Origin of the sequence: Arthrobacter sp., assembly GCF_048266065.1 — a bacterium.
GTDB lineage: Bacteria > Actinomycetota > Actinomycetes > Actinomycetales > Micrococcaceae > Arthrobacter_H.
The window spans coordinates 74,335-86,139 of the sequence record NZ_JBLXAH010000012.1; the positions used below are offsets into that span (position 1 = coordinate 74,335).

The 11,805-nt window shown below is 66.6% G+C and carries 12 protein-coding genes; 3 read left to right on the forward strand and 9 right to left on the reverse strand.

Annotated features, from left to right (window positions below; translation table 11 throughout):
• Positions 1 to 15 precede the first annotated feature (15 nt).
• From ACN0TP_RS16640 to truB, 3 genes are all read right to left on the reverse strand, one after another.
• Positions 16 to 441: a hypothetical protein gene (locus ACN0TP_RS16640; RefSeq protein WP_417220796.1), complete on the reverse strand. Its 426-nt coding sequence runs from the start codon at positions 439 to 441 to the stop codon at positions 16 to 18.
• Positions 438 to 812 (reverse strand): hypothetical protein, encoded by a 375-nt coding sequence (locus tag ACN0TP_RS16645; RefSeq protein ID WP_417220798.1) that lies wholly within the window; start codon positions 810 to 812, stop codon positions 438 to 440. Before ACN0TP_RS16645 ends, ACN0TP_RS16640 begins: the two co-directional genes overlap by 4 nt.
• A gap of 78 nt (positions 813 to 890) precedes the next feature.
• The gene (truB, locus tag ACN0TP_RS16650; RefSeq protein WP_417220800.1) at positions 891 to 1,799 is read right to left on the reverse strand and encodes a tRNA pseudouridine(55) synthase TruB; all 909 of its coding nucleotides are present in this window, start codon (positions 1,797 to 1,799) and stop codon (positions 891 to 893) included.
• Between the two features lie 349 nt (positions 1,800 to 2,148).
• Here truB and ACN0TP_RS16655 point away from each other — a divergent pair, with 349 nt between their 5' ends.
• Complete coding sequence (locus ACN0TP_RS16655) at positions 2,149 to 3,267, forward strand: ScyD/ScyE family protein (protein WP_417220802.1); 1,119 nt, start codon at positions 2,149 to 2,151, stop codon at positions 3,265 to 3,267.
• Positions 3,268 to 3,385: 118 nt separating this feature from the next.
• On the opposite strand, the gene rbfA is transcribed toward ACN0TP_RS16655, so the two are convergent.
• The 5 genes from rbfA to rimP form a co-directional block, all read right to left on the reverse strand.
• On the reverse strand, positions 3,386 to 3,823 hold the full coding sequence (gene rbfA, locus ACN0TP_RS16660; protein ID WP_417220804.1) for a 30S ribosome-binding factor RbfA: 438 nt from the start codon (positions 3,821 to 3,823) through the stop codon (positions 3,386 to 3,388).
• 108 nt (positions 3,824 to 3,931) lie between these two features.
• The gene (gene infB, locus ACN0TP_RS16665; protein ID WP_417220806.1) at positions 3,932 to 6,709 is read right to left on the reverse strand and encodes a translation initiation factor IF-2; all 2,778 of its coding nucleotides are present in this window, start codon (positions 6,707 to 6,709) and stop codon (positions 3,932 to 3,934) included.
• Between the two features lie 161 nt (positions 6,710 to 6,870).
• Positions 6,871 to 7,194, reverse strand: coding sequence for a YlxR family protein (locus ACN0TP_RS16670; RefSeq protein WP_417220822.1), 324 nt, complete (start codon positions 7,192 to 7,194; stop codon positions 6,871 to 6,873).
• A 98-nt stretch (positions 7,195 to 7,292) separates the two neighbouring features.
• Positions 7,293 to 8,291: a transcription termination factor NusA gene (gene nusA, locus ACN0TP_RS16675; RefSeq protein WP_417220808.1), complete on the reverse strand. Its 999-nt coding sequence runs from the start codon at positions 8,289 to 8,291 to the stop codon at positions 7,293 to 7,295.
• Position 8,292: 1 nt separating this feature from the next.
• Positions 8,293 to 8,859 carry a ribosome maturation factor RimP gene (rimP, locus tag ACN0TP_RS16680; RefSeq protein WP_417220811.1) on the reverse strand — a complete coding sequence of 189 codons (567 nt, stop codon included), beginning with the start codon at positions 8,857 to 8,859 and terminating at the stop codon, positions 8,293 to 8,295.
• Positions 8,860 to 9,038: 179 nt separating this feature from the next.
• Between rimP and ACN0TP_RS16685 the strand changes: the two genes are divergently transcribed.
• Positions 9,039 to 10,322: a hypothetical protein gene (locus tag ACN0TP_RS16685; RefSeq protein WP_417220813.1), complete on the forward strand. Its 1,284-nt coding sequence runs from the start codon at positions 9,039 to 9,041 to the stop codon at positions 10,320 to 10,322.
• Positions 10,323 to 10,477: 155 nt separating this feature from the next.
• Complete coding sequence (locus ACN0TP_RS16690) at positions 10,478 to 11,338, forward strand: aminoglycoside phosphotransferase family protein (protein ID WP_417220814.1); 861 nt, start codon at positions 10,478 to 10,480, stop codon at positions 11,336 to 11,338.
• A 34-nt stretch (positions 11,339 to 11,372) separates the two neighbouring features.
• On the opposite strand, the gene ACN0TP_RS16695 is transcribed toward ACN0TP_RS16690, so the two are convergent.
• The gene (locus ACN0TP_RS16695) at positions 11,373 to 11,759 is read right to left on the reverse strand and encodes an HNH endonuclease (RefSeq protein ID WP_417220825.1); all 387 of its coding nucleotides are present in this window, start codon (positions 11,757 to 11,759) and stop codon (positions 11,373 to 11,375) included.
• Positions 11,760 to 11,805 lie beyond the last annotated feature (46 nt).

The following is an 11,805-nucleotide window of genomic DNA, read 5'->3' on the forward strand; positions in this document are numbered from 1 at the left end:
GATGCCGAATTCACGCTACCGCGCGGGGTTCGGCTCCCGGTGCCGGAACAGCCACCACAGCCCGACCAGCGGCAGCACCAGCGGGATGTAGCCGTAGCCCTGCCCGAAGTGCGACCACACGGCGGGATGCGCGAAATCCTGGGGCAGGGCAAAGCTGAGGATGCCCACGACGATGACGCCGACCAGCTCGATGAGCAGGGCGATCAACGACAGCCGCCAGCTGCCGGGCTTGTGTGAGGCCAGCGCGATGGTGGCGACGATGTAGATGACGGCGGCGACGGCACTGAGCGTGTACGCCAGCGGGGCCTCGCCGAACTTGGTGAGCATCTGGTATCCGGCCCGGGCGGTGGAGGAGATCGCGAAGATCCCGTAGACGGCGATGATGATGCGCCCCAGTCCGGCCTGCCGTCCGGTGCTCTGCTGCGTGGCGGGTGTGTTCATGCGAGGGCTGCTCCATCCCAGATCTGTTCCATGCGGTACAACATGACGAATACGGTCAGGCCCACGGCCGCCAGGACGGCGTTGGACCAGCGGGTCTTGTCGGTGATGGCCCAGGCGAAGGCCACGACCGGCACGAACAAGGCGGTGGCCACATACCCCCAGAACTCCCACGTCTCCCCCGCGATCGACTGCCCGCCGGCCTGCCGGACGGCCGCTGAAATGCCGTAGACGACCAGGAAGAGCTCGACGGCGGCGACGGAGATGATCGCGTAGTCATCGGGATGGTCCCGGGTGATCGTGGCGAACACGCTGAGCACGACCGACAGGGCGCAGATGATGGCCCCGGCGATGAAGAATCCGTCGACGATCACGGTGTGGTGGGTCCTTTGCGGTTGGCAGGGTGGCCCGGGGACGACGGCGGTGCGTCGGCCGGGAGGGCGGGTGGCAGGTCAGGCGGTGGCGAAGACGATCTCCGGTTTGGCCGCGTCCGCCTTGTTCTTCAACAGGGCCACGCAGGTCCCGTCCGGCGAGAAGGCAGCGGTGATCCCGGTCCCCTCGTTCGGGGCGATGCGCCGGCCGAAGGACAGCTCGGTGGCCTCCTCGGCGCTGAGCTCCCGGTTCGGGAAGAGGGCCCGGGCCGCGTCGTCCAGCGACAGCAGCGAGAATTCCCCGGCCAGTTCATCCATGGTCCGCGCCCCGTCGATGCCGTAGGGCCCCACGCGGGTCCGCCGCAGGGCGGTCAGGTGCCCGCCCACGCCGAGTCCCTCTCCGAGATCACGGGCCAGGGCCCGGATGTAGGTGCCGGAGGAGCATTCGACGGTGACGTCGACGTCCTGGATCTTTCCGCCGCGCAGGCGTCGGATGTCGTGGATGTCGAACCGGCTGACGGTGACGGGGCGTGCCGGCAGGTCGACCTCCTGGCCGCTGCGGACCCTGGCATAGGAGCGTTCGCCGTTGACCTTGATGGCGCTGACGCTGGATGGGACCTGTTCGATGTCACCGGTCAGCGCCGCGACCCCGTCACGGATCTGTTCCGCGGTCACCGCTGCGGCGATCCGCGCTTCCACGAGTTCGCCCTCGGCGTCGTCGGTCACGGTGTTCTCGCCCAGGCGGATGGTGGCCTCGTAGGTCTTGGAGACGCCGACGATGTAGGTGAGCAGCCGGGTGGCCTTGTTCACCCCGACGACCAGGACCCCGGTCGCCATCGGGTCCAGGGTGCCCGCGTGTCCGACCTTGCGGGTTCCGGCCAGCCGGCGGGTTCGTCCCACGACGTCATGGCTGGTCCAGCCCTGTGGCTTGTCGACGATCACCAGTCCCGATCCGACGGCGGCCTGATCTGTGCTGGCACCCTTTTTCACGTCACCCAGTATAGGTGCGTACGGCGCTCCCCGGTTCCCGCCGCTTCGACGGCGCGGGGACCGCCGCCGCCCGAGGGCCTTTCGCCGGGCTTCCCGCCGACAGGATTCCCGCTGCTCTTGACATGTATTTGACACGGTCCTACGCTCACTCCACGCGCGACTTCGTGCCGCGGCAGCGCGGAGGCCACTGGGGGATGCGCCGGTCTCCTTCCGCCCTGACAGGCGAACACCATCACCACCGCGGCGGGACGCCCGTTCTTTCGCATCCAGCGCCTCCCCCTCCCCGACGGTGATGCCCCGGAGTAGCACCCAGTGCCGGTACACCCGGCACGCTCCCGATCGGATGATCATGAGATTTCGTTCCATTGCGGCCTCGGCGGCCGCTGCAGCACTTGCCATCACGTTGACGTCGGGCCCGGCCCTGGCACATCCCGGGCGGCCCGGAAACGGGCACGGCCATTCCTCCCCGCCGACCACCCACGTCGTCGACGTGGCCGATGGCCTCATCTCCCCCTTGAAGGTGTCCTTCGGGCCCCACGGCAGCTACCTGGTGGCCCAGTCGATGGCCGGGATGTTGACCCGCATCGATGCGCGAGGACACCAGCGGGCGCTCGTCTCCGCGCCCGGGAAGGAGATCGCCGGAGTGTCCTACTCCCGGGGCATCACCTACTACACGCAGAACGACCAGGCGGAGAATCCCGAGGAGCCACCGTCCACCCTGTTGCCGGCCAAGCTCAAGTCGCTGGACGCCCGGGGGCGCACCCGCACACTGGCCGACCTGAGCATCTTCGAGAAACGCCATGACCCCGACGGCGGGACCGTCTACGGGGTCCGGCGGATCAGTTCGACGTGCCTTGACCAGGCCCCCTTCCTGCAATCACGGGGCGAGGTGTACTCGCACCCCTATTCAACGGCTCCCACACGTCATGGGGTCTACGTGGGCGACGCCGGCGCCAACGACATCGTCCATGTTTCCCCCACCGGGCACGTGAGGCTCGTGAAGTCCATCCCCGCCGAGCCGATCACCATCGATGACGCGGTCGTGGCGTCCGCCGCCGCAGCCGGAATGGTGGTTCCCGACTGCGCGAGGGGGTTGACCTATTGGATGCAGGCAGTGCCCACCGACATCGAGTTGCGGGGCAATTGGCTCTATTATTCGGTGCTTCCCGGAGCCCCCGGCGAGGAGCTCGGCCATGGAAAGGTCTACCGGATGCACCTGCACTCCGGGCGGACCGAGCTGCTGGCCTCCGGCTTGCAGACCCCCACCGGCGTCGCCATCGATTCCCGCGGAACCGTGTACGTCTCGGAACTGTTCGGCAACCGGATCTCCAGGATCGGCCACCATGGCACCACCACGGTGGCCACCCCGGTCATGCCCGCCGACGTCGAGGTCTCGGGGCACTCGATGATCGCCGTCGCCGAGGCGCTCATGCCCTCCGGGAAGCTGGTGAGGATGCACGTGAGGTAGAAACCACGGAAACAACAAACCGGCCGGTGCCGGTGGAACACCACCTGGGTGGCTCCACCGGCACCGGCCGGTTGTTCGTCCGCCGCGTTCATGTGCTGCGGCAGACCGGGGGACGTGATCAGTCCTGGTCTTCGTCCTCATCCGGGTGCTTGTAGGGATCCGCGTCGCCAGCGTGCTGTGCCCCGGCGGCCAGCGCGGCCACCTCGGCATCGCGTGCCTTGGCCTCGCGCAGCAGTTCTTCCAGGTTGGAGGCGTTGACCGGGATCTCGTCCGCCACGAATTCCAGGGTCGGAGTCAGCCGGACGGTCAGGTTGCGTCCTACCTCCTTGCGCAGGATCCCCTTCGCCTTGGCCAACCCGGCGGCGGCGGCAGCCTTCGCCTCGTCGTCGCCGAAGACCGTGTAGTACACGGTGGCGTTCTGCAGGTCGTTGGTGACCCGGGAGTCGGTGATCGTCACGCCTTCGACGCGGGGATCCTTCACGACCTTGGCGAGTGACTGCGCGACCAGGACCTTGATGCGTTGCGCGAGCCGTGCCGCGCGTGCGGGATCGGCCATGATGCCCTCCTGGGGATTCAGTGTGCTGTTGGGTGACTTAAGAATAGAACCGACGAGGCCGGACGCCCGCCCGAAAGGCGAGCGTCCGGCGTCGTACGGGGTTCGCGACTAGGCGCGGGGCTTCTCACGCATCTCGTAGGTTTCGATGACGTCGCCTTCCTTGACGTCATTGAACGAGCCCAGGCCGATACCACATTCGAAGTCCGTGCGGACCTCGGTGGCGTCGTCCTTGAAGCGCTTGAGCGAGTCCACGGTGAGGTTCTCGCCGATAACCTTGCCGTCGCGGGTGACGCGCGCCTTGGAGTTGCGTCGGATCGTGCCGGAGCGGACGATCGAGCCGGCGATGTTGCCGAACTTCGAGGAACGGAAGACCTCGCGGACCTCCGCGGTGCCCAGCTGGGCCTCCTCGTATTCCGGCTTCAGCATGCCCTTCAGCGCCAGTTCGATGTCGTCGATCGCCGCGTAGATGACCGAGTAGAAGCGCATGTCAACGCCCTCCTTGTCGGCCAGATCCGCAACGCGCTCCGCCGGCTTCACGTTGAAGCCGATGATGATGGCGTTGTCGACGGTCGCGAGGTTGACGTCGTTCTGCGTAATGGCGCCGACGCCGCGGTGGATGACGCGCAGCTGCACGCCTTCGCCCACGTCGATCTTGAGCAACGAGTCCTCCAGGGCTTCCACGGCACCGGAGACGTCACCCTTGAGGATGAGGTTGAGGGTGTCGATCTTGCCATCGGCGACGGCCTGGTCGAAGTCTTCCAGGGTGATGCGCTTGCGGCGCTTGGCCAACTGGGCGTTGCGGTCCGCCGCTTCACGCTTTTCGGCGATCTGGCGTGCTGTGCGCTCGTCCGAGGTGACCAGGAACGTGTCGCCGGCCCGCGGGACGGTCGACAGGCCCAGGACCTGGACCGGGCGGGACGGGCCCGCCGTTTCCAGGTTCTCGCCGTTCTCGTTGAACATCGCACGCACACGTCCGTGCGCCTGGCCGGCGACGATGGTGTCCCCGACGTTCAGCGTGCCGGACTGCACCAGGACGGTGGCCACTGCGCCGCGGCCCTTGTCCAGGTTGGCTTCGATCGCGATGCCGCGCGCATCCTTGTTCGGGTTGGCGCGCATGTCCAGTGCGGCGTCGGCGGTCAGCAGGACCGCCTCGAGCAGCTCGTCGATGCCCATGTTCTGCAGGGCGGAGACCGGGACGAACATGGTGTCGCCACCATATTCCTCGGGGACCAGACCGTATTCGGCGAGCTGGCCCTTGACCTTGTCCGGGTTGGCGGACTCCTTGTCGATCTTGTTCACCGCGACCACGATCGGCACGTCGGCCGCCTGGGCGTGGTTGAGCGCCTCAACGGTCTGCGGCATGACGCCGTCATCCGCTGCGACGACCAGAACGGCGATGTCGGTGACCTTCGCACCACGGGCACGCATGGCGGTGAACGCCTCGTGGCCCGGGGTATCGATGAACGTGATGGCACGTTCGGTGCCTTCATGTTCGTGGTTGATCTGGTAGGCACCGATGTGCTGGGTGATGCCGCCGGCTTCGCCCTCGATGACGTTGGTCTTGCGAACGGCATCCAGCAGGCGGGTCTTGCCGTGGTCGACGTGACCCATGACGGTGACCACCGGCGGGCGGGGACGCAGGTCCTCGTCGCCTTCTTCCTCGAGCTCCTGGTCGAGGTCGATGGCGAAGGACTCGAGCAGCTCGCGCTCCTCGTCCTCCGGGGACACGACCTGGACCTTGTAGCCCAGCTCGGCGCCGAGGACGTCAAAGGTGCCCTCGTCCAGCGACTGGGTAGCCGTGGCCATCTCGCCAAGGTGGAACAGCACGGTCACCAGGGCTGCCGGGTTCGCCTCGATCTTGTCGGCGAAGTCGGTGATGGAGGCACCACGGCGAAGACGCACGATGGTCTCGCCATTGCCGCGGGGCACGCTCACGCCGCCCAGCGACGGTGCGCTCATCTGCTCCAGTTCCTGGCGCTTGGCACGCTTCGACTTGCGCTGCTTGCCGCGACCGGCGCCGCCCTTGCCGAAGGCGCCCTGGGTGCCGCCGCGTCCGCGGCCTCCACCCTTGCCGCCAAAGCCACCACCGGGGGCTCCCCCGGGACGGCCGGGTGCGCCGCCACGTCCCGGAGCACCGGGACGGCCTGCGCCGGCGGGTGCCGGACGCTCGGTGCGGTTGGGCATCATGCCCGGAGTCGGACGGGGCCCACCTGGACGGGCACCGGGTGCACCGGCAGCGGGACGTGCTGCGCCCGGACGCGGTGCGCCGGGGCGGGGGCCACCGGCGCCTGCCGGCGGACGCGGTCCGCCCTGGCCCGCAGGTGCTCCCGAACGCATGCCCTGCTGGGGTGCGAAGGGATTGTTACCGGGGCGCGGTCCACCGGGGCGGTTGCCCTGGCGGGCGCCTGGACGGGGCCCACCGGGACCCGAGTCCTTGCCACGCATTCCCTGCTGGGACGCGAACGGGTTGTTGCCCGGACGCGGAGCCCCCGGCTTGGCCGACGTGGGGCGTGGGGCAGCCGGCTTTTCCGCGGCGGGCTTTTCGGCTGCCGGTGCGGGTGCCGCCGGGGCAGCGGGAGCTGCGTCGACTGGTGCCTCCGTGGCCGGTTTCGGGGCCGGACGGGCGCCCGGGCGCGGTGCATTGGAGGTAGGGGTACCAGCGGCCGCCGGCGCCGGGGTTGCCGACTTGGTGTCGGGCTTGGCAGCTGCCGGGGCCTTGGCGGCCGGCTGCTGGGGGAAGGCTCCCCGCAGTTTCTTCACTACGGGCGCTTCAATGGTCGAAGAGGCGGAACGGACGAACTCGCCCATTTCCTGCAGTTTTGCCACTGCATCCTTCGAAGTGATGCCGAGCTCTTTTGCAAGCTCGTGTACGCGGACCTTGGCCACATTTCTCCTGTCTCGGTCCGCCCCTGCACTCACTTCTTACCGGGTGCGAACCGTCTTTTTTGGGCTTGGCCGGCATCCACCGCGAGGCGGCATGCCGATCGTTGCGCATAACTGATTAGTCATAGCTAGGCGCTCATCGCTTGACACTCATCGGGTTTCCATCAGATTTCTGACCCGCTTTCACGTTGGACGGTTGATTCGGTGGTGCCTCCCGGCGGGGGCACCCCCAGTGCTGCCATCGCCGATTCCACTTGCGAGTCGTTAACCGGGCCCCTGAAGGCCCTGGAAAACGCCCGCCGTTTCACGGCGCGGGCTGCACATTCCGGCGTGGGGTGCAACCAAGCACCCCGACCGGACTTGCGACGGCTGGGATCCGGAACGGCCAACGAGCCGGTTCCTTCAAGCACCCAACGCAACAACTGGTCCTGGTCCGTCGTTTCCCTGCACCCGATACACGTGCGCTGCGGCTGATGCTGCGAGCTCACGTGGGAGGTCAACTCCTGGGTTGGGGATGGACGGACCTGACCGGACCACAGACAAGTCTACCGCTTTTCGCCGCGACCATGGGGCCATGCGGCCCTTGTCACTCCGGACGTACCGCCTCGACGCGGCCCTGCGGGTTGGCATCGGAGGAAATATCGATGCGCCAGCCGGTCAGCTTGGCGGCCAACCGGGCGTTCTGGCCCTCCTTGCCGATGGCGAGGGAGAGCTGGTAGTCGGGGACCACAACATGCGCCTGTCGTATGGCCTCGTCCACAATGGTGACCGATTTGACCTTGGAAGGGGACAGGGCATTGGCGATGAACCGGGCCGGATCCTCGTTGTAGTCGACGATATCGATCTTCTCATCGTGGAGTTCATTCATCACGGCGCGTACTCGTGAACCCATTTCTCCGATGCAGGCCCCCTTGGCGTTGACGCCCGACCTGGTCGCCCGCACCGCGATCTTGGTCCGGTGCCCCGCTTCACGGGCCAGTGAAACGATCTCGACTGTCCCGTCGGCGATCTCGGGAACCTCGAGTTCAAAGAGCCGACGCACCAGGTTCGGGTGCGAACGCGACAGGGTGATGGAGGGCCCCTTGGGGCCCTTGCGCACATCGGTCACGTAGGCACGGATGCGCGCGCCGTGGAGGTACTTCTCCCCCGGCACCTGTTCTGGCGGCGGCAGCAAAGCCTCGATGGTGCCCAAGTTGACCTGGATCATGATCGGGTTGTTGCCCTGCTGGATCTGCCCGGAGATCAGCTCGCCTTCCTTGCCCTTGAACTGGCCCAGGATGTTGTCGTCTTCAACGTCTCGCAGACGCTGGAGGATGATCTGCCGGGCGGTGCTGGCGGCAATGCGCCCGAATCCCTCCGGAGTGTCGTCAAATTCGCCGACTGCAGTGCCGTCCTCGTCGATTTCCGTGGCCCAGATGGTGACCCGCCCGGTCTTCTGGTCCAGCTCCGCCCGGGCCTGCTCGATGGCTCCCGGTGACTTGTGGTACGCCATCACCAGGGCCTGCTCGATGGTCGGGATAATCAGGTGCAGCGGTATTTCGCGCTCCGATTCGAGGAGTCGCAGTGCGCTCATATCAATGTCCATGTCAGGCCTCCTGCGCCTCGTCAATCTCTACTGCTTCGTCGTCCAGGGGCCCTGAACGGGTGAACTCAACGTCGACGACGCCACGCCGGATGGTGTCGTAGGCAAGCGTGCGGGGCTCGCCCTGCTTGGCCTTCATTCCTTTTTTGACGGGTATGTCGGGCACTACGGTGATCGTTGTGTCGTCCGCTGCCGTGAGACGCCCGGTGATGTTGTCCTCGCCCATGAGGTTGACCTTCACCAGACGGCCGACGTTTCGACGCCAATGCCGCGGAAGCGTCAACGGGCGGCCAACACCAGGCGATGAAACCTCGAGGTCATAGGCCGCTCCGGGCGCTACCGGCGAATGATCCATGGCTTCCGAAACGGCCTGCGAAGCCTCCGCCAAGGTGTCCAAATCGACGTTCCCGGTACCTTCAACCAGATCGATGATGACGTTGACCGTGCGGTGGTCGGCACCCGATCGGACCTCGACGTCTTCGAGGAAGAGTCCCTGGGCGGAAACGGTGGGTTCCAGATACTCCTTGAGCCGCTGTCCTTCGGACGGGGTGCTTGCCGGCTGTTCGGACATGACTTCCTCCCACATATTCGATGTTGTGCGTCCCAGAGTATCGATATTTCAACGAGACCGTCGACGTGCCATCTGCGGAGAACCCCGGACTCGACGATGTCGAGCCCACACGACCGCCGCATGCATCCCCGATGCCAGGGCGCCATGAACCCTGTCGCGGGCGCGATCATGGGATGATCATGTCGATGGATAAGCGCTCCCGTTACCCCGAGTCCCCCCGCCGCAACCGCCGGCGTGGCCTCTCCTTTCGCATCAAGTTCCTGCTGCGCATGCTTGGCCTGCTGCTGGTCGCCGCGATCGTCGTCGGCATCGGGACAACGACCAACAAGGGATGGGGCCCGGATTTCCGCGGGGAAGGTCCCCAGATCAGTGCCGAGGAAGCCGCTTCACGCAACATGCTGGATCTAGCGCGGTCGGCTTCGGATTTGGCCGCGGGGACGACGGCAGGCGATGCAGGGACCTCAACGGAAGCAGCGTCTCCGACGAGCAACGCGGCAACGACAGCCACCGTGACTGTCGATTCCGAGTCGGCCCGGGAACTCCAACGGACAGCACAGTTGCTACGACGGCATGTGGAACTTCTCACACCCGGCCTGACTGCCTTGGTTGACCAGGAACGGGACTCGGGAACAGATTCCCCTGCGTCCTCGACTGCCTCGGATGCCGAATCATCGAGCGCATCAACCGAGAACCCTGCGGGGGAAACCCCCCAGTCGGGTTCGGAGGCGGTCGCCCAGGTGTCCGTTGAGTTGGGCACGTCGGCAAATTCGCTCCTCGACGCTGCCATCACCGCTAAGCCACGTGACGTGGCGGCCCTCATCGGCGCTGGCGTGGAACAGCGTTTGGAAGCCCAACGACTTGCCGCACTGGTGCCCGACGATGCCCGGCGGTCCGATATGCCTCCGGTTGATGCCACGAACACCGGACAGTCATGGCCCAAGGCGCTGGAGCACCGGCTTCCGTCGGGCGCCTGCACCGTGGAGGGCTCAACGGCGCCGGACTCCACGGCCGCCTCGGACTCCGCTTCCGGTTCAACCGGCACGGAATCGGCGACGTCCGAAGAGCAGCGCGCCGCCTCATCAATCCGCGACGCCTCCGACGCGGCATTCCGGCAGGCCTACGGATATCAAATGGCTGCCATCAAGCACCCCGGAGCCGCCACCAATGATGGCTGGAAGCTCTCCGCCACCACGACGGATCTGGGCCGTCATCTGGAAGATCTCCTACCCGACGATTGCTCCCCCACCAGGGCGGTCGCCTACGCGTTGCCCCGTGGGTTCGATGCCCACCCCATCGGATCGGTCGCCACGTCGGAGGAACAATTGGCCGCGCTGTTGCGTGACGCGGCCGCATCTGCGCCGCAGGGCCTGCGCGCTGTACTCGTCGCAGAAGCCTGGTTGGCAGCTGATCGTGCCTCCTCCTTGGCGGGGACGATTCCGGACCTCACCCAAACGTCGGAGTGAACCCGGAACTTCCGGCCCACATGCCGGACCCACGCGATTTGCCAACCGCACTGCGTCACAACTCCCTGCGCCTGCCCGGGGGCCAGGCATGGCTTCGTGACCTCGGAGTGCGCCTTGCCAGGCAGTGCTCACGGTGGCAGGTTTGCCCGGACCCGGTGGGCGGGCGTTCCTGGTTTGCCGGCCATGCGGGGATCGTTGTTCCAGTCGTCGATGCCACCGGTCGGCAGCTGGCCCTGAAGCACCAGATCCCCGACCCGGAGCTGGCCACGGAGGCTGCTGCCCTCCGCCTGTGGTCCGGCGAAGGTGCCGTCCGCGTCTTCCGTGATGAACCTGGATTCCTGCTTCTGGAGAGGCTTGATCCAGCACGGGACTTGGGCCGCTTGCCGATGATGCAGACCAGCGAAATCTGGGGCACCGTGATGAAGCAACTGAGCTTACGCGCATCCGACCCGCCGCGAACTGCCCAGGACACCGGGCCGTTCGAACGAACAGATGCCATCGCCGAACGGTGGAACGATGAGCTGCCCACGCGTTGGGCGCAGCGGCCCGGTCCACTCCCCCGCAGGCTCCTCGAGGCTGCCTTGGAACTCTGCCAGACGCGTGGTGCCGTGGGACGGTACGACGACGATGATTTCCTCGTCCACGGCGACCTGCACTACTTCAACGTCCTGGCCCGACCCGAGACGGAAGAATTTGTGGCCATCGACCCCCAAATGTGGATCGGCGACCGGGAATTCGCAGTGTTTCCCATGCTCGTAAACCGCTTGGGTGACCTTCCGGCACGGGAGCCTGCTGCTGCACTCCGGTTGCGGTTGCGTCGGCTGGCCGGCGCAGCCGGACTGGACGAGAGACTGGCCTTCGGCTGGTCGATCGCGCGTGCCGTGGAAGACGTCCTGACGTACTCCGCAGAAGATCTGCCGCAGGATGCGGAACGATCCCTCTGGGTCGCGACCGCACTGAGCCACGGAGACCTTACCGCCATGCCGCATCCACACCAGCTCAAACCGCTGGTCTGAACTCGCCGAGCTCGGCCGTTTCCATGTTCGATTTCTAGCTGGTGTCCCCGGGTAGGGGTGGCGACTGGGATCGGTAGACATGCCCCGTCGGGGTCGTGGTCCTTCTCGTGTGGCGGGTTCCCGGCACCGTTTCCGCGCTCCACCCTGGAGCCTCTTTCACGTAATTGCAGTCCGCGCACAACGCTTGGGCGTTCTCCGCAGTCGTCCGGCCCCCTGCAGCCCACGCCACGATATGGTCATTTTGACGGGCCGGGGCATCACACCACGGGGTGGAACATGTCTGGTCCCGCGTGGCGATGAACCGCGCCAACCCCGCAGGGAAGAACCTGGCGCGTGAATCCATGCCCACCAGCGCCCCCGTCCCCGGAGCCGTATACAACCGCCTCAGCCACACCAGCTCCCCCGCCGAAGCCCCCGGCATCGTGGTGGCATCATCCGGGCCAGTGGCACCGTCTCCGGCACGGGCA

Coding starts and splice junctions, on each gene's coding strand:
- ACN0TP_RS16685 (WP_417220813.1), top strand. CDS start 9,039: ATGTCGATGGATAAGCGCTCCCGTTACCCCGAGTCCCCCCGCCGCAAC.
- ACN0TP_RS16695 (WP_417220825.1), bottom strand. CDS start 11,759: ATGCCGGGGGCTTCGGCGGGGGAGCTGGTGTGGCTGAGGCGGTTGTAT.
- rimP (WP_417220811.1), bottom strand. CDS start 8,859: ATGTCCGAACAGCCGGCAAGCACCCCGTCCGAAGGACAGCGGCTCAAG.
- rbfA (WP_417220804.1), bottom strand. CDS start 3,823: ATGGCCGATCCCGCACGCGCGGCACGGCTCGCGCAACGCATCAAGGTC.
- ACN0TP_RS16640 (WP_417220796.1), bottom strand. CDS start 441: ATGAACACACCCGCCACGCAGCAGAGCACCGGACGGCAGGCCGGACTG.
- nusA (WP_417220808.1), bottom strand. CDS start 8,291: ATGGACATTGATATGAGCGCACTGCGACTCCTCGAATCGGAGCGCGAA.
- ACN0TP_RS16655 (WP_417220802.1), top strand. CDS start 2,149: ATGAGATTTCGTTCCATTGCGGCCTCGGCGGCCGCTGCAGCACTTGCC.